The organism is Pseudoalteromonas sp. 2CM28B (assembly GCF_023161935.1).
This window is the reverse complement of the sequence record NZ_JALNTH010000003.1, coordinates 189405-210884: the sequence shown is the minus strand read 5'-3', so window position 1 is coordinate 210884 and position 21480 is coordinate 189405. Positions and strand designations below refer to the sequence as shown.

The following is a 21480-nucleotide window of genomic DNA, read 5'->3' as shown; positions in this document are numbered from 1 at the left end:
CGCGCTTTAAACTTGTAATTGATACTCTATCACGCGACAATATCTTTTTTGTAGTTGAGCAGACTCAGCATCTACATTAGTCATTTATGGCGAAAAATAGTCAATGCTTATTCGTAAAAGCGTTGTCGAGTCATTCTCATTTAATTTATTTTAAAATACACGTGATACATTGTAGGTGTCACCACTGTATGTAAGGATTTATAATGCCAGTTATTACTCTTCCTGACGGCAGTCAGCGTAGTTTTGAAAACCCTGTAAGTACTCTTGATGTAGCTAACGATATTGGCCCTGGTCTTGCTAAAGCAACCATTGCTGGTCGTGTTAATGGCGAGCGTGTTGATGCGTGCGATATGATCAACGAAGATTCGCGCCTTGAAATCATCACCGCAAAAGATGACGACGGCCTAGAGATTATTCGCCACTCGTGTGCTCACTTAATCGGTCACGCAGTTAAGCAGCTTTTCCCAGACGCTAAAATGGCTATTGGTCCAACTATTGATAACGGTTTTTACTACGATATTGATATGGAACACTCTTTGTCTCAAGAAGACTTAGACGCCATTGAAAAGCGTATGTTGCAACTTGCAAAAACAAACTACGACGTAGTGAAAAAAAATGTAAGCTGGCAAGAAGCACGCGATACGTTTGAAGCGCGTGGCGAAACATACAAAATGGAAATTTTGGACGAAAACATCGCAAAAGATGATCGCCCAGGATTATACCACCACGAAGAATACGTAGACATGTGTCGTGGTCCGCACGTACCAAACATGAAATTCTGCCAAAACTTCAAAATAATGAAAGTAGCTGGCGCTTACTGGCGTGGCGACTCTGAAAACAAAATGCTACAGCGTATTTACGGCACTGCGTGGGGCGATAAAAAGCAGCTTAAAGCGTACCTTAAACGCTTAGAAGAGGCTGAAAAACGCGATCACCGTCGTATTGGTAAAGCGCTTGATTTATGGCACTGGCAAGAAGAAGCGCCAGGTATGGTATTTTGGCACAACGATGGTTGGAGCATTTACCGCGAGCTTGAAGAATTTGTTCGTGAAAAACTGCGTGAGTACAGCTACGAAGAAGTTAAAGGTCCAATGATGATGGACCGCTCTTTGTGGGAAAAATCAGGTCACTGGGAAAAATACTCAGACGCCATGTTTACCACAGAGTCAGAAAAACGTGAATACGCTATAAAACCAATGAACTGCCCAGGTCACGTGCAAATTTTTAACCAAGGTTTAAAATCGTACCGTGATTTACCACTGCGTATGGCCGAGTTTGGTTGTTGTCACCGTAACGAACCATCAGGCGCTTTACACGGCTTAATGCGTGTACGTGGCTTTACGCAAGATGATGCTCATGTGTTCTGTACAGAAGAGCAAGTAATGGACGAAGTTTCAGCGTGTATTAAGATGGTTTATGATACATATGAGACATTCGGTTTTGACAAAATTGTAGTTAAGCTTTCTACGCGTCCTGAAAAACGTATCGGCGATGATGAAATTTGGGACAAAGCAGAGGTTGCATTAGCCGATGCACTTAAAGCAAACGACATTGAATTTGATTACCTACCAGGTGAAGGTGCCTTTTACGGACCTAAAATTGAATTTACTTTGTACGATTGTTTAGACAGAGCGTGGCAATGTGGTACAGTGCAACTCGACTTTGCATTACCGGGTCGTTTAGGCGCTACTTATGTAGCAGAAAACAACGAACGACGCACTCCAGTTATGATACACCGTGCTATTTTAGGCTCAATTGAGCGCTTTATCGGTATTTTAACTGAAGAATACGCTGGTTTATTCCCAACGTGGCTTGCTCCAAAGCAAGTGGTAATTATGAACATTACCGATAAACAAGCAGATTACGTGCACGAAATTGTACAAAAATTAAATAAACTTGGAATTAGAGCCGCTGCTGACTTGAGAAATGAGAAGATTGGCTTTAAAATCCGAGAACATACACTTAAGCGTATTCCTTACTTACTCGTTGTTGGCGATAAAGAAGTTGAACAACAGGAAGTAGCAGTACGTACCCGCACAGGTGAAGACCTAGGCAAATTTAATGTTGATGATTTTGTAGCTAAAATTAGCGAAGAAATTAAAAATCGACAGTAAAAATCGAGCGTGTAGGGCAATCACAAAGAGCCAACTACACGCTTATATTATTGATATTCTTGGAGGAACGTACCATTAGAGGCGGCAAGAAAGGGCAACAAACAGCTCAAAAAAATCGTATTAACGAAGAAATTACAGCTCAAGAAGTTCGTTTAATCGACATCGAAGGCGAACAAGCTGGAATTCAGTCATTAAAAGACGCACAAGCTATGGCTGATGCAGCGGGTGTTGATCTTGTAGAGATTAGCCCAAACGCTGAGCCGCCTGTTTGTAAGGTTATGGACTACGGTAAGTTCATCTTTGAAAAAAGCAAAGAACTAAAAGAGCAGAAGAAGAAGCAAAAGCAAATCCAGATTAAAGAAATCAAATTCCGTCCTGGCACGGATGAAGGTGACTATCAGGTTAAGCTGCGCAACTTACGTAAGTTCTTAGAAGCTGGCGATAAAGCTAAGATTACTATCCGCTTCCGTGGCCGCGAAATGGCTCACCAAGAAATTGGTATCGAATTATTAAACCGTGTTAAGGCTGATTTAGAAGAACTTGCAGTAGTTGAGTCTTTCCCAAATCGTGTTGAAGGCCGCCAAATGGTTATGATGATGGCGCCTGTTGCTAAAAAATAATTTTTAAGCGATAATACGCACCGAATTTAGCTCAGGTACCCAAGTAATATGCAAATATTCACCTGTGCTAACCGGTTTTAAAGTAAAATTGCGGCATTTTTGCTGGGTTTTCACCGGAATATGGCAGTAAGTTAGGCCTAAAAGTGGAGCTATAGAAATATATCTCACGCCTGCTTACTAATTTTTAAGCAATACATTTGGAGTTATTGCAATGGCTTATAAGCTAAAAAGTCACAGAGGCGCTGCTAAGCGTTTCAAGAAAACTGCTTCTGGCGGTTTCAAGCGTAAACAAGCGCATCTTCGTCACATTCTGACTAAGAAAACTTCTAAGCGTAAGTTACACCTACGTCCTAAGATGATGGTTCATAAAAATGACCATGGTCTAGTTTCACGTATGTTACCATTCGCTTAATAGGGGTTTTTAGAAATGGCAAGAGTTAAACGCGGCGTTGTCGCACGTGCACGTCACAAAAAAGTTTTAAAGCAAGCTAAAGGTTACTACGGAGCACGTTCACGTGTTTACCGCGTAGCTTTCCAGGCAGTTACTAAAGCGGGTCAATACGCTTACCGTGACCGTCGTGCTAAGAAACGTACTTTCCGTCAATTATGGATTGCACGTATCAATGCAGCTTCACGTCAAAATGGTCTGTCTTACAGCCGTTTTATCAATGGTCTTAAAAAGACTTCTGTAGAAATCGATCGTAAGATCCTTGCAGATATCGCTGTTTACGACCAAGTTGCATTTGCAGCGCTTGTTGAAAAAGCAAAAGAAGGCCTAGCGGCAGCTTAAGCTTTTTTAAATAAGTAATAAAGAGGAGCCCTAGGCTCCTTTTTTTGTGCCTATAATTTAAGACTCGCCTAATAATATTCCCCCGCAATAATACTTTATTAATTTTAGGCTAAATATGTCGCTATATGCGTTAAAAAACTCTCGTTTAGAACAACTATTTAGCGAAGTTTTTCCTAGCTATCAACACGTTTTCTATTCTCAAATAGATCACTTAATTAAGCGGATTGGTATAAACAACGAATTTTTTGCTAAGCTGCCGATACTTTTCCCCAACCTTAAAATTAACTACTTTAATAATCACTTTATTAAGTCCATGGGTATAAACGGGCTTTCTTTTTTGTTGAATCACCGCACTTTTATAATATCGCTATGTTTACTTGGTATAATTTATTTTATTAAAGCGTTTGTTAGAGAAAACTATGTTTGCAAGCCTGTTATTTTTATCTGCAATTGTGGCAGATAACAGTCATTTACCGCCTCTTATTCCTTGGCAAGGTGATAGCGTTTCGTTATTACAGCAGCAAGGCCCGTTAACCACTGATTTTGAGTTATCTCAGGGTAAAGCCTCGCCAAACTATGCCGATACTATGGCGTTTGTAGATAGGCTTGTAGCGGCAAATCCCACGCAGTTTCAGTCTCAAATAATAGGCTACAGTAATAGTAATCGCGCTATTAAAATGGTGGTTGCCAGTGAACAAGGTTTTTTTGAAGCAGGGCAAATGGCCAACAGCACTAAGCCAACCGTTTTTATCCAAGCCGGTATTCATGCAGGTGAGATAGATGGTAAAGACGCCATGTTTATGTTGCTGCGCGATATTGCAACCGGTAAGCGCCGTGATATTTTAAAAAAGGTAAACATACTTTTTATTCCTATTTTAAACGTAGATGGGCATGAACGCAGCAGCGCATTTAATCGCATAAATCAGCGCGGCCCTGAAAAAATGGGCTTTAGAACCAATGCAAATAATCTAAACCTTAATCGCGATTTCACTAAGTTAGATACACCAGAGGTGAGAAGTGTTTTAAAGGTTATTAATGATTACAACCCAAACTTATACATTGATGTGCATGTTACCGATGGCGCCGATTATCAGTACGATGTGACCTATGGTTATAACCCTGTATTTGCAAGCGAATCGCCTGCTATATCTGATGCATTAGATCAGTATATAAAGCCGGTTATTGACGAAACATTACAAAAGCAAGGGCATATACCTGGGCCATTGGTATTTGTTATGGATAAACGCGACTTTAAAAAAGGCCTTGCAGGTTGGGTGGCTACACCGCGTTTTTCAAACGGGTGGGGGGATTTAAAATCATTACCAACAATTTTAGTCGAAAACCATTCTTTAAAACCTTATCAACAACGCGTATTAGGCACCTATGTATTTTTAGATGGGGCAATAAACGCGCTTTCTCAGTACAGTCATGAGCTTTCGAACGCCGTTAAAAAAGAGCAAGAGTTTGTACCTGAGAAACTAATTGTTAAACGAGGTTATGCTAAACAAGCAGACACAATCAGTGAGTTTAAAGGGGTCGAATACACATCAAGTGTAAGTGCGCTTTCTGGGCAAACTGAGGTTAAATATTTAGGTAAAGCCTATACCTACACTGACTTACCGATTTATTGGCAAAAAGAGGTTGAGCGAGTTGTTGATGTGCCTGAAGCGTTTTTTGTTCCGCCTGTGTATAGCGATATAATAGAAAAGCTTAAGTTACATGGGGTGTCAGTAAACAAACTTAAAGGCGCGAATACGCAACCTTTAAAGCTTGCCAAAGTACTTGATTACTCGTTTGATAAAGCCCCATTTGAAGGCCGCTTTAGAGTCTCTGCAAGTTTTGATTATGTACCAGCAATAAATGTAGATTTAGACGGATGGTATCAAGTAAATACGCAGCAAAAAGCAGGGGAGTTAGCGGTTCATTTATTACACCCAGAGGCTCCTGATTCATTTTTTGCGTGGGGTGAGTTTAATACAATTTTTCAACGAACAGAGTATATGGAAAACTACGCGTTAATCCCTTACGCAAGGAAAATGCTTAAAGACAACCCAAAACTTGCTCTCGAGTTTGATAAAAAACTTCAAGATAAAGCATTTGCGCAAGATGCCAATGCACGTTTGCACTGGTTATATTCACATACACCGTTTTATGACGAAGCGTATTTGAAATACCCAATTTTAATGTCGTATGAGCAAGTAGCCGTTATCCCCGATCAAAAAGATAAAGAAATTTAATATGCACGTTATTACGATACCCGTGACTGCTTTTTCTCAAAATTGCAGAATAATTAGCTGTACAGAAACAAGGCAGGCTGTGGTGATAGACCCAGGTGGTGATGCGCAAAAAATTATAGCCACGCTTAGTGAGCACAAATTAGTACTGAGCGCTATTTGGCTTACACACGGGCATTTAGACCACGTAGGTGCGGCAGATGAATTACGCTCACACTACAATGTGCAAATCATTGGCCCGCAAAAAGATGAGTCATTTTGGTTTGATAACCTGCCTATGCAAGCACAAATGTTTGGTTTTTCAGCTATTGATGCTTTTTACCCTGACATTTGGCTTAATCATAATGATGTATTAACGCTTGGTAAACTTAGCTTTAGTGTTAAGCATTGCCCTGGGCACACACCGGGTCATATTGTGTTTTATGAGCCTAATCAGCAATGCGTTATTGTTGGTGATGTTATTTTTAAAGGTGCTGTAGGGCGTACAGATTTCCCTAAAGGCAATACTGAGCAGCTCATTGAGTCTATTAAAAGCCATATTTTAACACTTGATGACAACACGCGTATTTTAGCTGGTCATGGTGAAGATACCACTGTAGGCCACGAAAAACGCACTAATCCATTTGTAAGTGGCCAATTTGGTTAATTAAAATCCATGAAAATGCAAAATTATTGCAGACGGGATTTTAAATTGGCTGTATAATTTAACCAGTTTATTAGATAAATAAGAAATAAAATGTCTCTAAATCACGTAGATCGCCAAATTTTGGCACTTTTACAACAGGACGCAAGTCTTTCAACTGCTGAAATTGCAGACAAAGTAGGCTTATCTCAATCACCTTGTTGGCGACGCATTGCAAAGCTTGAACAAGATGGCTATATCAAAAGTAAAGTTGCGCTTTTAGATGAGAAAAAGCTTGGTTTTGACATGCTTGTATACGCACATGTGCGCTTATCAAATCATGGCAAGAAAAACTTAGCTGAATTTGAAAAGCTAATTATGAGCTATGACGAAGTGACAGAATGTTACACAATGGCCGGCACCATGGACTTTATGCTGCGTATAATCTCACAAGGTATAGAAGGCTATGAGCACTTTGTACGTGACAATTTACTCAGCTTAGAATACGTTCAAGAGGTACACTCTAACGTAACCATGACATGTGTAAAACGCAGTACATCTCTTCCTCTATAAAATAAACGACACAAAGTTAAGCTATACTAAGAAAGCTAATAACGGTGTGTGCGAATTGTTAAATGAGCGCTAATTTGGTAACATTTAGCGCTTTTTCGATCCTAACCTAATAACCCCCTGAGGAACTCAATGTTTAACTTACTCAGCAAAGCGCCTAGCTCTGCTAAAAACGATATTTTATCTGGCTTAACTGTAGCACTTGCTTTAGTTCCAGAAGCTGTTGCGTTTGCTTTTGTAGCAAATGTCGAACCTTTAGTTGGTCTCTACGCCGCGTTTATCGTTGGTTTAATTACGGCTATTTTTGGTGGCCGCCCTGGTATGATTTCGGGCGCAACCGGTGCCTTAGCTGTTGTAATGGTAAGTTTGGTACTTGATCATGGTGTTGAGTATTTATTTGCCACGGTGTTGCTGATGGGGATACTGCAAATACTCGCGGGTATATTTAAGCTCGGTAAGTTTATTCGCATGGTCCCCCATCCTGTTATGCTCGGCTTTGTTAATGGATTAGCGATAGTAATATTTTTAGCGCAACTAGGGCAGTTTAAAGTGCCAGATGGCGCAGGTGGCCAGCAATGGATGACGGGTAACCCGCTTTACATCATGTTAGGTTTAGTTGCATTAACCATGGCTATCATTCACTTTTTACCTAAGCTCACCACTGCAGTGCCTTCTTCTTTAGTGGCTATTGTAACGGTAACCGCGTTAGTAATAGGCCTTGATTTAGACTCGCGCACTGTACTTGATTTCCTAAAAGGGATGACAGGTAATGAAGCGGCTACCATTGCTGGCGGCTTTCCTGAATTTCACATCCCTATGGTTCCATTTACCCTGGAAACTTTTTATATAATTTTTCCGTATGCATTAATTTTAGCGGCTATTGGTTTAATTGAGTCGTTATTAACGCTTAGCTTGATTGATGAAATTACAGAAACCCGTGGTCACTCAAATAAAGAGTGTATTGGCCAAGGTGCTGCTAATGTAACCTGTGGCTTTTTTGGCGCAATGGGTGGCTGTGCCATGATTGGGCAATCAATGATCAACATTAATTCGGGCGGGCGCTCGCGCTTGTCGGGTATAAGTGCTGCACTAATGCTGCTTGCATTTATTATATTTGCTTCAAGTTTAATTGAAATGATCCCACTGGCTGCGCTTGTAGGTGTTATGTTTATGGTTGTACTTGGTACGTTTGAATGGGCAAGCTTTAAAATGATGAAGCGCGTACCACTGTCTGATGCCTTTGTAATTGTATTGGTATCTGGCGTAACCGTAGTAACCGATTTAGCGATTGCTGTGTGTGTTGGTGTTATTGTTTCTGCCTTGGTATTTGCTTGGAATCATGCAAAACATATCTACACAACTAATTACATTGATGAGCAAGGTGCTAAAGTTTACGAGCTTCACGGTCCGTTATTTTTTGGCTCAGTTAAAAACTTTTCTGAGTTATTCGATGTTAAAAACGACCCTAAAGATGTAATTATTGAATTTGAACACAGCCGTGTTGCGGATCACAGTGCAATTGAAGCCATCGACAGCTTAGCTGATAAGTACACTAAAGCAGGTAAACAGCTTCACTTACGTCATTTAAGTAAAGACTGTAAGCAGCTGTTACACAAAGCGCGTGACTTAGTTGAGGTAAACGTAATTGAAGACCCAACTTATAAAGTAGCCTCTGATAAACTTGCCTAGTTTATAAGGTGGCTTTGCCCATACGAGCTGATTGAATCGGCATTTTAAAAGCGAAAGGTTAAAGCCTTTCGCTTTTTTATTGGCTTAACTTTGCGGTAAGGCTCTTAAAAATTAAGACAGTTGGTACTGCTAACACTTTGTAATAATCGATATAATAACCAAACCAGTGGTTAAATTAGCTAACGTAATTTTAACTTATTGGCTAACTTATACGGAGTTGTATTTTATTTTGAATTGGCAATCTTTAGTTGATAACAGGCAACGTTTTTTTTGGCTATTGCAAATTGCAGGCTGGATTGGTTATGCGCTTGTAAATTATATCGGCTCTAAAGTATTTGAAATGCGTGATATTTACGTGTTCGTTATATTATTAAATGCCTATGCGGGCTGTTTAATGACAGTCCCACTTCGTTATATTTACAGAAAAACCTGGAATGCATCGCCGTGGATATTAATGGTGGTTGTATTTGGTGCCTCGTACATTACAGGTACATTGTGGGCAATTGTACAAAAATTTAATTTATGGGAAATATACCGCCATGGTTATCGCCCAGAAGATTGGTTTTATTATTTACAGCATGGCTTAGACTCTGTTTACATAATTTTATGTTGGAGTGGCTTATACTTTGGCATAAAGTATTATCAGCTATTACAAAGTGAGCGACAAAAAGCGCTTAAAGCAACTACAATGGCCCATGAAGCGCAATTAAAAATGCTCAGATATCAACTTAACCCGCATTTTTTATTTAATACGCTTAATGCTATTTCTACATTAGTTTTGGTAAAAGAAAACAAAGATGCTAACTTAATGGTGGCAAGGTTAAGCGACTTTTTGCGTTATACTCTAAATACCGATCCCATTAAAAAAGTGCCTTTAGAGCAAGAGCTACACGCATTAATGCTGTATTTAGAAATAGAGCGGGTTAGATTTGATGAGCGCTTAAAAGTAAATGTAGATGTAAGCGAGCAAGCAAAAGAGGCACTTGTGCCAAGCTTAATTTTGCAACCGATAATTGAGAATGCAATTAAATACGCCATTGCGCATATGTCACAAGGCGGTGTGATAGACATAAAAGCACAGGTTTTTGCCAACGAGCTACTACTTGAAGTAGGTGATAATGGCCCCGGTACCGAGCTAATAGACGGACAACTTGTAAATGCACAAGGGGTAGGGGTGGCAAATACCAAAGACAGATTAAAAACGCTCTATGAAAATAATTATTCGTTTGTATTATCACATAATACGCCAAGTGGATTGAAAGTTAATCTGCGAGTACCGTTTGAGAAGGCTGTGAAGAAATGACTAAAATTAAAACCATCATTGTTGATGATGAACCATTAGCAAGAAAGGGCTTAGCAGTAAGACTTGAAGAATATACTGATATAGAAGTAGTTAAACTGTGTAGTTCAGGCTCTGATGCAATAGAAGCATGTAAAGAGCACCCAATAGACTTAGTTTTTTTAGATATACAAATGCCAGGAATGAATGGCTTTGAAGTTGCCCGTGCCTTAAGCGAAAGCACTAAAGCGTTACCCGCGATTGTGTTTGTTACTGCGTTTGATCAATTTGCAGTAAAGGCATTTGAAATACATGCTTTGGATTACATTTTAAAACCCGTTGACGATAACAGACTAAAACAGGCGGTAGAAAAAGTGCATAGTTACTTAAAAACACAGCAAGACAACGCCCATAAGAAAAAACTAGCGAGTTTTGTTGCCGGTATTACAGGTAATAACTGTGAAGAAATACTTAAAAAATTAGCCACAGGCGATACCCTAACCGACAAACGTTACCCAGAATCACTGGCGGTAAAAGAGCAGGGTGAAATTATTCGTGTCCCGGTTGCGACAATTCAGTGGGTTGATGCCGCCGGCGATTATATGTGTTTACATTGCCAAGATGGGCAAACACATATTTTGCGCAAAACAATGAAAGAGCTTGAGCAAGAGCTCGACCCACATTTGTTTGTGCGCGTTCACCGCAGTGCAATTGTAAATACAAAACAAATAAGCAAGCTGGTTACACAAGTAAGCGGTGAGTATTTATTAGTGCTTGAAAACGGACAAGAGCTTAAAGTAAGCCGAAGCTACCGCGATAAAGTAAAAGCAGCGCTAGCCAGCTAGTTTGGTATTTTACAGGCATAAAAAATGCGAGCTTAGCTCGCATTTTTTATATAAGGCAGAAATTACGCAACAGTTACAATTTTCATTGTGTTCGTTGCGCCCACAGTTTCCATAGAGTCACCGTGAGTAATAATTACTGTATCGCCAGAGTGTAATGAACCTTGTGCTACAAGGGTATCAAGTGCGGCTTTAACCATTCCGTCTTTTTCAGTTTTTGTAGAATCAAAAAAGACAGGGTAAACACCACGATAAAGCGCTGTTTGGCCTAGCGTGCTTGCATGGCGTGAAAGCGAGTAAATAGGTAAACCAGAGCTGATACGCGACATAAGTTTAGCGGTGCTACCTGACTCAGTTAAGGTAACAATGGCTTTAACCGAATCTAAGTGATTAGCAGCGTACATAGCTGAAAGTGCGATAGATTCTGCATTGTTAGAAAAACGGCTGTCTAAACGGTGCTTAGATACATGGGTTTCTTTTTGCGATTCTGCACCTAAACAAACACGTGCCATTGTAGCGACTGTTTCTTCAGGGTAATCACCGGCAGCGGTTTCTGCTGAAAGCATAACTGCATCAGTACCATCAAGTACCGCGTTTGCCACATCCATAACTTCTGCGCGTGTTGGCATTGGGTTATCGATCATCGATTCCATCATTTGTGTTGCCGTTACAACAGTACGGTTTAATGAACGAGCACGACGAATAATGAGTTTTTGTTTACCCATTAGCGCAGCATCACCAATTTCAACACCTAAATCGCCACGAGCAACCATTACAGCGTCTGATGCTAAAACAATGTCATCTACGGCTTCTTGTGTTTCTACGGCTTCTGCACGTTCAATTTTTGCAAGTAGTTGTGCTTTAGAACCTGCAGCTTCTGCTAAAGAGCGTACATAACGCATATCATCGCCACTGCGTGGGAATGATACTGCAATGTAATCAACATCTATTTCAGCGGCAGTGATTAAATCTTCTTTGTCTTTTTCTGTAAACGCAGGGGCTGTTAAACCACCGCCTAAACGGTTAATGCCTTTATTATTTGATAATACACCACCTACCGTAACCGAGCAGTGCACTAAGTGACCTTCTACTTGCTCAACGGTTAGTTGAATAAGGCCATCGTTTAATAGTAATAAATCGCCAGGGCTTACATCTTGTGGTAGTTCTTTGTAATCAATACCTACCGCGTTTACGTCGCCTTCACCTTTTTCCATTTTTGCATCTAGGGTGAATTTAGCGCCTACTTCAAGGTTTACTTTACCTTCTTTAAACGTTGAAACACGAATTTTAGGACCTTGAAGGTCTGCAAGGATAGCAACATGTTTACCTAATTTTGTGGCTATCTCGCGTACAGCTTGTGCACGGTCTTTATGATCTTGTGCAACACCATGTGAGAAGTTTAAACGTACTACATTAGCGCCAGCGCGAATAATTTTTTCTAGATTGTTATCTCGATCTGTTGCAGGCCCAAGTGTAGCGACTATTTTTGTGCGTCTTAGCATCAAATTCTCCTGTGTGCTTAGATGTGTAAGCAGGTTGACGGTTATTTTGTGACTTCAAAATACTTATAACTTATGTATAAACATTTTTAGTTATAGGCAAACTAGTTAGTATTGCCACTATTTTATACAAAACGAATATGTCATCATTATGACACCGGTGTCAAAATCCGTCAATGATCTTAAATTCAAAATACGCAGAGTATTTGTAACCGCACAGCCCTTATATTTGATACAATTGCAGTGCTTTTTAATAGCGTAATAAAAAAGCATGCTGTATTAGCTCAACGTTCGCATTTTATGACGGTATGAGTATAATGCACGCGGTATTATTTAATGAATTACTTAGTTTACTAACCAAATAGTTGTTACCGAGGAGGACACTAAATGCAAGTTGCATTAGTCGGGTTAGGCGTTATGGGCAAAAATATTGCCTTAAACATGATTGAAAAAGGCATAACGTTAGTCGCATATGATAAAAACCCACATGCGGGTGAAGAGTTATTAAGTTGTGCTAAATCGCAAGGCATGGCCGATAGACTTCATATTGTTTCTGATTTAGGAGACATGGTAAGGCGTTTAGAAGCACCTCGCTCTATTTTATTATTAGTGCCTGCAGGCGAACTGGTTGATGCTGTGTGTAATGAGCTTGTTGAAGCTGGCGTACAGTGTAACGATATGATTGTAGATTGTGGTAACAGTAACTACAAAGACGGTATTAATCGTAAACTTAAGTATCAAAACAAATTTGAATTTGCCACCATGGGTATTTCTGGCGGTGCCGAAGGCGCTCGTCATGGTCCAGCAATGATGGCAAGTGGCTCAGAAGGCGGTTGGGAGCGAATCGAACCGTGGTTTGAAAAAGTAGCCGCTAGCTACAATGGCGAGTCGTGTTTTGCACGCGTTGGTCAATCGGCCAGTGGCCATTTTGTAAAAATGGTTCACAACGGCATCGAATACGCAATTATGCAGCTTATTGCTGAAGTGTATCAACTACTTCGTATTGGTACAGGTCGCTCCCCAAAAGAAGTGGCTGAAATTTTTGATGACTGGTCTACCGGTCACTTAAATAGCTACTTACTTGCTATTTCTAGCCATATTTTATCTCTTGAAAACACCAAGCAAGAGCCGCTTGTTGATTTAATTGATAATAAAGTAGGCGCAAAAGGTACAGGCCTGTGGACTGCGCAAAATGCACTTGAACTGGGTATTGCTGTTCCTTCACTGGTTGCCGCGGTGCAAGCTCGCCACTTAACCAATGTATGTGACACCACCGCAGCACAAGAAATGACATATGCTGCTAAAGCTACAAACAAGGTTGATATTGACCTTGAAGAGCTAAAAGATGCATTTACATTGGCGAGTTTATTAGCGTATCGCCAAGGTTTAGCGTTAATTAAAGGGGCATCTCGTACCCATCAGTGGAAAGTAGACTTGTCTAAAACGCTGCAAACATGGCGTGCAGGTTGTATTATTCGTGCTGACTACTTAGATAGCGTAGCGCAAGGCGTAGAATACATTGATACGCTTGAAAATGAATCTAATGCGCTTCGCAAAGTAACTGGGCAAGCTGTAATGACTGGCTTAGCGTTCCCTGTACTTGCATCAACACAAACGTATTTAGCCACATTAACCACACCAAGTAATGGGCATTTAGTACAAGCTCAGCGTGATTACTTTGGTGAGCATGGTATTAAAACTCACTCAGGTGAAGTGTGCCACTTAACTGATTTAGTGGGTATAGACGCGAAAGTAAGATAATTAACGCGTTTATAAAATAATAAAGGCACGCTATTTAGCGTGCCTTTTTCGTTTTGGTCACTAAAATTAGCGGCTTAATTCACCGCGTAAATTGTCTTGCATTAAATGGCGAATCGTTTCAATTTCTAGGTTTTGGCTAAACAAATAATGCAGCTTTGTTAAACACGCCTCTAGTGTCATATCGTAGCCACTTATTACACCAATATTTAATAACGCGTTACCCGTAGCGTAACCGCCCATATTTACATGGCCTTTTAAACACTGCGTTAAATTAACAATAACCATGCCGCGTTTACTTGCCTCACTTAGCACGTCTAAAAAGTCGGGGTCTTGTGGGGCATTACCTACGCCAAAGCTAAGCAATACTAGTGCTTTTATATTGTCATTCACCAAACTTTTAACCACGTCTTTACTAATGCCTGGGTATAAATAAAGTACACCAATTGGCTGAGGTGTAATGGTGGTTACCTGTAGTTCGTTTTCTACATAAGGGCTTAGCTGACCTTTAATTAGCTGAATATTAATTCCAGATAACGCTAAAGGCTCCAGGTTAGGAGATGTAAAAGCATTAAAACCATCGGCATGAGCTTTCGTGGCTCGGTTACCTCTAAATAATTGGTTATTAAAAAATAAGCTCACTTCAGCAATAGGATAATTAGCCGCTAAAAACATGGCGTTTAATAAGTTAACTTGGCCGTCAGAGCGTAATTGCGATAAAGGAATTTGTGAGCCAGTAACAATAACGGGTTTAGTTAAGTTTTCGAACATGAACGACAGGGCAGAGGCTGTGTAAGCCATTGTATCGGTGCCATGAAGTACCACAAAACCATCGTAATCGTGGTATTTGCTTTTAATGTCATCAGCTATTAGTTGCCAATGCGCTGGCGACATATCTGATGAATCGATTAAAGGGCAGTACTCGTGAATATCAAAAAGGGGCATTTCTTCACGGTTAAATTCTGCGTTATTGACCACTGTTTCTGTTAAAAAACCTTCAGCCGGAATGTAGCCACGGCTCGATTTTTTCATACCTATGGTACCGCCAGTGTATGCGATATAAATGCGTTTACGTTTCATAAAAAAAGCCCAGTAAAAAAACTGGGCTTAGTATAACGTTAAGTTGTTTTAAATACAGCTGCTTGAGTAAATACGTGCACTTTTATTGTGCAACGCTACACTCTAAACAACGTGCGTATACACCTTGCGGATCGTTATAATCTTTTAGATCAGCTACTTCACTACTTAGGCGCTTTATCACCGTATTAATATTAGCTTGAGTGGCTAAAACAGAGGCTGTATCCGTATTTAAGCCAAGCATAGATTTAACGGATGCACTACCAAAAATATCTTGCAGCATTTTTTCTTGTGGGCTTAGGTCTTGCTTAATTGTTTTCACTTCGTAGTGATTAAGTTTAGCAAGCGCCGCTGCAGCATCAATCGCATCTTGTTTATCACCAAGCTTATCAACTAGGCCAAGCTCTTGTGCTTGTGAAGCAATCCACACACGCCCTTGTGCAATTTTATCAACTTGCTCTGGTGTCATATTGCGCGCATCAGCAACCACATCTATAAAGCGGCTATAAGCTTCTTCAACACTCATTTGAATAACTTGCGCCATTTTTTCATTAAGCGGGCGAGTAATAGAAAATCCAGCCATTTCTGAGGTTGCAACACCATCTGAGTACACACCAATTTCAGATAAAGTATCTTCAAAAGTCATAAATGTACCAAACACACCAATAGAGCCGGTGATGGTACTTGGTGCTGCCCAAATTTCGTTAGCTGCTGAGGCAATCCAATAACCGCCAGATGCGGCAACTGAGCTCATTGATGCGATTACAGGTTTGCCTGCGGCTTTAAGTGCTAATACTTCAGCACGAATAACCTCAGAGGCAAACATGCTGCCGCCACCTGAATCAATACGTAAAACAACCGCTTTTACTTTATCATCAAGGCGTGCTTTGCGAAGTAGTGCTGCGGTAGAATCGCCGCCAATTTCACCTGCTTTGCGCTCACCATCAACAATTGTACCTTTAGCAACAACTACGGCAACTTTTTCTGTAATTGGGTTATCAAATTCGATAGGGGGCTTAACTAAGCTTAAGTATTCACGAAAAGACACTTGCTTAAATGTTTTACCGTCTTCTTGTGCGCCAACTAAATCAATGAGTTGTTGGCGAATTTGCTGAGTTGTTTTAAGCGAGTCGACCCATTGATGGTCAAGTGCATATTTACCTGCATCGCCATTTGCTGCCTTCATTTTAGCAAGGTAAGCATCCATGGTTTCGTCAAAGTTAGATTCATCAAAAGGGCGTACCGCAGCAACATCTTGCTTATATTCGCTCCATAATGCACCAAGCCAAACACGGTTTGCTTCTTTAGCAGCATCAGACATATCGTTACGAATAAACGGCTCTACCGCCGACTTAAACGTACCGACACGGAAAATATGCTGCGTTACTTTAAGTTTTTCTAGTGCTTCTTTAAAGTAAAGTGGATACATTCCATAGCCTTCAATGGCTACCGAACCATAAGGATGCATTGCAATTTCATCGGCATGGGATGCAATATAATATTGCGATTGAGTGTAATAGTAGCCCGATGCAATCACTTTTTTACCCGCTTGCTTAAAGGCATCTAACGATTTAGTAATACGCTTTAGCTTATTTAGGTGGGCTTTCGGCATTTCTTGCAAATCTAGTAAGATAACGCTGATGCGCTCGTCATTAGTGGCTTCATCAATCACTTTGACTACATCATCAAGTAAAATTTCACTAGGTGCTTCTGAATTAGACGTAGCATCGTTAATGGCTGCTTCGACAGGGTCTATATATGTTTTTTCTTCCACAATAGGCCCATTAAGATTAAGCCTAAGTACAGAGCCATCTTCTATTATTATTGTATCGTCATCGCTTGATAGCGACATAAAAAATACAACAACCAGTAATAAAAACAAAATGTTGAGTATTAAACGACGAGAAAAGTTTATTCCAGCCCAAATACCTCTAAATACCTTTGCTATCAAAATAGCTCCTTAATTTGGTACAGCTAATACATTAGTTCCATCTTAGCCTAGAATAAAAATAATTTTAACTGCTAAATCGTAACGAAGTGTTTATGAGGTTACATAAATATACGTTTTTAATAGTATTTTTAATTAAATGCAGGCACATATTGCTTATTACTTGCCATTAAAGCAGAATTAGCTAATGTATACAGGTTAGACCAGTTAACGGGGCACAGGATGTTAGAACAACAATTACAATTAAAACACACACAATTACGAAACCGCTTGGTAATGGGCTCAATGCATACAGGCCTTGAAGAGGGCTGGCACAACCGCAAAAGGTTAAGCGCTTTTTACGAGGCGCGTGCTAAAGGCGGCACGGCCATGATCATTACCGGGGGCTACAGCCCTAACTTGCGCGGTAAATTAACGCCTATTTCTTCATCATTTAACAGCTATTATGATGTATTTAAACACCGTGCATACACAGGCGCCGTTCATAAACATGGCGGAAAAATATGTTTGCAGCTTTTACATGCTGGTCGATACGCTTATCATCCGTTTAACCAAGCCCCGAGCGCTATTCAAGCGCCTATAAATCCATACAAACCTAAACAAATGTCGTTAGGCTCGATTAAAAAAACCATTAAAGACTTTGCGCACTCTGCCTATATGGCAGAAAAAGCAGGTTACGATGGTGTTGAAGTAATGGGCTCTGAAGGTTACTTAATTAATGAATTTATGGCGCCACACACCAATAAACGCGATGACGAATTTGGTGGCAGCCTAGAAAATAGAATGCGATTAGCGCTTGAAATAGTTAAAGCCGTTAGGGCTAAAGTATCAGATACGTTTTTAATTATTTTTAGATTATCTGTTATGGACCTAATCCCGAATGGCTCAACCCCTGATGAAGTCACTATTCAGGCAAAAGCACTTGAGCAGGCCGGTGTTGATATTTTTAATACTGGCATTGGGTGGCATGAAGCACGCGTGCCAACAATCGCCAGTATGGTGCCTCCTGGAGCATTTAAAGAGGCTTCAAAACGATTAAAGTCAGTGGTGAATGTACCTGTTATAGCTGTAAACCGTATTAATACGCCGGATATAGCCAACCAAATCCTTAATGATAATGAAGCCGATTTAATTTCAATGGCGCGCCCTTTATTGGCCGATCCGGCGTTTTTTAACAAATATCAAAATCAGCAAACTAAACAAATAAATATTTGTATTGGCTGTAACCAAGGCTGTTTAGACCACGTATTTAAAAATAAACGTGCAACCTGTTTAGTTAATCCACAAGCGGCCTTTGAACTTGATTACCCGTTAGATAAAGCTTCTAACGCTAAAAATGTATTAGTTGTTGGCGCGGGCCCTGCTGGGCTCTCTGCAAGTTGTTACTTGGCTGAAAAAGGGCATACAGTAACGCTTATCGATCAAAAAACACAAATGGGTGGCCAATTTAATCTAGCCATGCAAATTCCAGGTAAAGAAGACTTTAACCATACGCTTAGCTACTTTACTAATGAACTTGAAAGGCTCAACGTAAATGTAGAGCTTGGTAAAGCCTACGATGATGCAATGTTACAAAAATACGATGACATCGTATTTGCCACAGGTGTACGCCCGCGTGAAGCTGCAATTGAATGCGCAGACTCTAAGCGTGTATTTGCTTATGATGAAGTTATACGCGGTGAGGTCGAACTGGGCAAATCAATAGCCATTTTAGGTGCCGGCGGTATTGGCTTTGATATGGTTGCTTTTTTAAGTGAGCATAAATCGCAATCTATTCCTGAGTTTAAAAAGCAGTGGGGTATTGAGTGCGAGGCAGAGCCGCACAAAGATGAGCGACAATTATACATGCTAAAACGTAGTGCAGGGCGTTTTGGTAGCGGGCTTGGAAAAACCACAGGCTGGATACATCGTCAAGTTGCTAAGCAACATGGTGTTAAACAAATTGCTGATTGCCAGTACCACAGTTTTGATAAAAATGGCCTTACAGTTACTGTTGCCGGAGAAAAACAAGTACTGCCGGTTGATACGGTTATTGCGTGTATAGGGCAGGTTTCTAATAATGAAGTGCTTGAGCAACACCGCGAAAATGCAAAGGTACATGTTATTGGTGGCGCTAAATTAGCAGCAGCAATTGATGCAAAGCGTGCAATTTTTGAAGCGCTTCAAGTGGCCAGAGCCATTTAACAGTGTTAATAAAATGAAATAATTTACAGTGCCCTCAGGTCTTGTGTGTATAGAGTCCATAACTTAATACACTGACAAAGCAGGCCACACATGAGTAAATTATTTCGTTTGTATAATAAAATCATGGGTAATCTATCGTATGCCGACGGATTACCTGCGTTACTTTTTCGCTTAATTTTAGCCCCCGTAATGATTATTGCGGGCTTTAATAAATTAGCCCTTAGTGGAGAAACTGACGGCTTTTTTAGCTATTTTCTTGCTGATGCAAGCGTTGTGCAATGGTTTGGCAATAGTGAATGGGGTTTAGGCTTACCATTTCCAGACTTACTTGCCTTTTTAGCAGGCTGGAGTGAATTTTTAGGCGGGTGGTTTTTACTCTTTGGGCTATTTACCCGCTTAGTAAGCATTCCGCTGATGTTTACAATGGTGGTGGCAGCAACAACTGTGCATTGGCATAATGGTTGGTTTGCTATAGCGCCATCAAACCCTACAACCAGTTCAGCTCAAGTACTTGATTGGTTATCAATTCCAGGGGCTAAAGAAAGCCTTGAAAACTCACTAGAAGTACAAGAACGTATAGGTAAAATTAGGGGCATAGTTGAAGAGCACGGATTTACTGATTACTTATATGAAAAAGGGAAACCTTCCATAATAAATAACGGTATTGAATTTTCTGCTATTTATTTTGCCATGTTACTTAGCTTGTTTTTTGTAGGTGGCGGTCGCTTTGTTAGTGTTGATTATTGGCTCAGGCGTGCAGTAGTAAAAGAGTAGCAAACAAATTGGTTTAAAAAGGGCGTATAAATATTTTTTATACGCCCTTTTTGTTTGTAACGTGTGTTAAACGCATAGCGCCTCTATCGGATTTATACAGTGGTATATGAATATTGTTTACGCAGTAATGGCGCTTTTATACGAGAGAAGTAAGTAGGGTTTTAATAAAATTGATAATTAAGCAGAGTTTATTTTTTAAAGGCATAAATGGTACTCTAACGTTTTGAATTATGAGAGTACGCCATGGATGCTATTGAGCTTTTACTAACCCGCCAATCTGACGCTAAATTAACCGCCCCAGGGCCAAATTCAGAGCAGCTCGATATTATAAAGCAAGCCGCGTTACGGGTTCCTGATCACGGATGCATTGCGCCTTGGCAGTTTATTGTCGTTCAAGGTGATGCCCGGCATAAATTAGGTGAGATATACCATCAAAGCGCCGTTGCTGAGCAGCAAGAAGAAAAAGTGATTAAACGCGCAAAAGAGCTTGTGCTGCGCGCACCGATGATCATTATTGCTATTGCTAAATATCAAGCCCATCCAAAAGTGCCGCGTATTGAGCAAGTACAAAGCGCCGGTTGCAGTGTACTTGCCATGCAACAAGCCTCATTTGCACAAGGTTTAGGTGGTGTATGGCGTACAGGGTATTTTGCACAAAGCACAGCGGTAAAAAATGCCCTTAATTTAGATGAACAAGATGAAATTGTTGGGTATTTATATTTAGGCACCCCAGAGATTGAGTGCAAAAAGGCAGCTAAGCATAAACCAGATGATTACTTCACTTATTTATAATAAATAATGAACTATTGCAGTTCTGCGCAGTCATATAGCATTAAGGTTGCTGCTGTTAGGCTCGTCCTTTTTTGATTTAGCTGTGAGAAGCGCACGGAAGCAATATAGGTTAACTTTTTCTTCTTCAGTTTGTTTTTTAATCGGTTGTTTTTTGTTAAAGTATGGAAAGTCTTAATAAAAATAACGATAAAGAAGACGAAAACGATGGGAAATTTATTTTTACAAGAAAAAGAGAATTGGCTGGCATGGTCAATTTGGGGAATAGTGGGTGCTTTTATTACACTTTATGTGGCAATGAGCACGAATACTGCACATTTTATAGCTGGCTCTGCTATGGGAATGCTTGTTTTATTAACCTGGTGGATGCAGCAGTCTAAAAGGTTTGATTTTGGTCGGGCCTTTAAAATTTGTTTTTATGTGTTATTGCTTAGTGTATTACCTGCATTTTTATTTGTGGTTGTACCAAGTGATGATTTAAACCGTTTTGATTTAATATTTCAAAGCGTTACATTTTTAGCACTTAGTTTATTACTGTGCTTAATTTGTTCGTGGATTGCACGCAGACCAAAGCAATATTATTAATAGGGTAACGTGTAACCTAGGTTTTTAGCTATTTGTGGTGATTTTTTGAACCAAATGCTGTTTTTAGCTAATTATTTACATTTAGGTCTTTACAAGTTGCTCAATA

The 21480-nt window shown here is 40.1% G+C and carries 18 protein-coding genes; 15 read left to right on the top strand and 3 right to left on the bottom strand.

Features of this window, described 5'->3' with window-relative positions:
• Positions 1-203: 203 nt before the first annotated feature.
• The 10 genes from thrS to MTN96_RS05590 all read left to right on the top strand — a co-directional run bounded on the left by thrS (position 204) and on the right by MTN96_RS05590 (position 10763).
• On the top strand, positions 204-2114 hold the full coding sequence (gene thrS, locus MTN96_RS05635; protein ID WP_004587838.1) for a threonine--tRNA ligase: 1911 nt from the start codon (positions 204-206) through the stop codon (positions 2112-2114).
• Between the two features lie 59 nt (positions 2115-2173).
• Positions 2174-2734: a translation initiation factor IF-3 gene (gene infC / locus MTN96_RS05630; RefSeq protein WP_024034072.1), complete on the top strand. Its 561-nt coding sequence runs from the start codon at positions 2174-2176 to the stop codon at positions 2732-2734.
• Between the two features lie 211 nt (positions 2735-2945).
• Positions 2946-3146 (top strand): 50S ribosomal protein L35, encoded by a 201-nt coding sequence (gene rpmI / locus MTN96_RS05625; RefSeq protein ID WP_004587840.1) that lies wholly within the window; start codon positions 2946-2948, stop codon positions 3144-3146.
• A 15-nt stretch (positions 3147-3161) separates the two neighbouring features.
• Positions 3162-3524, top strand: coding sequence for a 50S ribosomal protein L20 (gene rplT / locus MTN96_RS05620; RefSeq protein WP_004587841.1), 363 nt, complete (start codon positions 3162-3164; stop codon positions 3522-3524).
• Between the two features lie 419 nt (positions 3525-3943).
• Entirely contained in the window at positions 3944-5761 is a 1818-nt protein-coding gene (locus MTN96_RS05615) for a M14 family metallopeptidase (protein ID WP_248530926.1), read from the top strand.
• Position 5762: 1 nt separating this feature from the next.
• Positions 5763-6404: an MBL fold metallo-hydrolase gene (locus MTN96_RS05610; RefSeq protein WP_248530925.1), complete on the top strand. Its 642-nt coding sequence runs from the start codon at positions 5763-5765 to the stop codon at positions 6402-6404.
• 90 nt (positions 6405-6494) lie between these two features.
• Positions 6495-6953 carry an Lrp/AsnC family transcriptional regulator gene (locus MTN96_RS05605; RefSeq protein ID WP_002960703.1) on the top strand — a complete coding sequence of 153 codons (459 nt, stop codon included), beginning with the start codon at positions 6495-6497 and terminating at the stop codon, positions 6951-6953.
• Between the two features lie 129 nt (positions 6954-7082).
• On the top strand, positions 7083-8639 hold the full coding sequence (locus MTN96_RS05600; RefSeq protein WP_248530924.1) for a SulP family inorganic anion transporter: 1557 nt from the start codon (positions 7083-7085) through the stop codon (positions 8637-8639).
• A gap of 229 nt (positions 8640-8868) precedes the next feature.
• Positions 8869-9942, top strand: a complete 1074-nt coding sequence (locus MTN96_RS05595; protein WP_024034075.1) for a sensor histidine kinase — start codon at positions 8869-8871, stop codon at positions 9940-9942.
• Positions 9939-10763, top strand: a complete 825-nt coding sequence (locus tag MTN96_RS05590; RefSeq protein WP_004587846.1) for a LytTR family DNA-binding domain-containing protein — start codon at positions 9939-9941, stop codon at positions 10761-10763. Before MTN96_RS05595 ends, MTN96_RS05590 begins: the two co-directional genes overlap by 4 nt.
• 62 nt (positions 10764-10825) lie before the next feature.
• Here the strand turns inward: MTN96_RS05590 and pyk are convergent, their stop codons facing one another.
• Positions 10826-12262 (bottom strand): pyruvate kinase, encoded by a 1437-nt coding sequence (gene pyk, locus MTN96_RS05585; protein WP_004587847.1) that lies wholly within the window; start codon positions 12260-12262, stop codon positions 10826-10828.
• 384 nt (positions 12263-12646) lie between these two features.
• Here pyk and gndA point away from each other — a divergent pair, with 384 nt between their 5' ends.
• Positions 12647-14020 (top strand): NADP-dependent phosphogluconate dehydrogenase, encoded by a 1374-nt coding sequence (gndA, locus tag MTN96_RS05580; RefSeq protein ID WP_024034078.1) that lies wholly within the window; start codon positions 12647-12649, stop codon positions 14018-14020.
• Positions 14021-14086: 66 nt separating this feature from the next.
• Here gndA and ansA read toward each other — a convergent pair whose 3' ends face one another.
• Positions 14087-15097 carry an asparaginase gene (ansA, locus tag MTN96_RS05575; protein WP_004587849.1) on the bottom strand — a complete coding sequence of 337 codons (1011 nt, stop codon included), beginning with the start codon at positions 15095-15097 and terminating at the stop codon, positions 14087-14089.
• A gap of 82 nt (positions 15098-15179) precedes the next feature.
• A complete protein-coding gene (gene sppA / locus MTN96_RS05570) occupies positions 15180-17045 on the bottom strand; it encodes a signal peptide peptidase SppA (protein ID WP_096041812.1) in 1866 nt (621 codons plus the stop codon).
• 219 nt (positions 17046-17264) lie between these two features.
• Between sppA and MTN96_RS05565 the strand changes: the two genes are divergently transcribed.
• The 4 genes from MTN96_RS05565 to MTN96_RS05550 all read left to right on the top strand — a co-directional run bounded on the left by MTN96_RS05565 (position 17265) and on the right by MTN96_RS05550 (position 21374).
• On the top strand, positions 17265-19226 hold the full coding sequence (locus tag MTN96_RS05565; RefSeq protein ID WP_248530923.1) for an FAD-dependent oxidoreductase: 1962 nt from the start codon (positions 17265-17267) through the stop codon (positions 19224-19226).
• Positions 19227-19316: 90 nt separating this feature from the next.
• Positions 19317-20000 carry a DoxX family protein gene (locus tag MTN96_RS05560; RefSeq protein ID WP_055253459.1) on the top strand — a complete coding sequence of 228 codons (684 nt, stop codon included), beginning with the start codon at positions 19317-19319 and terminating at the stop codon, positions 19998-20000.
• 243 nt (positions 20001-20243) lie between these two features.
• Entirely contained in the window at positions 20244-20792 is a 549-nt protein-coding gene (locus tag MTN96_RS05555) for an NAD(P)H nitroreductase (protein WP_248530922.1), read from the top strand.
• A gap of 204 nt (positions 20793-20996) precedes the next feature.
• On the top strand, positions 20997-21374 hold the full coding sequence (locus MTN96_RS05550) for a hypothetical protein (protein ID WP_024034084.1): 378 nt from the start codon (positions 20997-20999) through the stop codon (positions 21372-21374).
• The last annotated feature ends 106 nt before the right edge of the window (positions 21375-21480 follow it).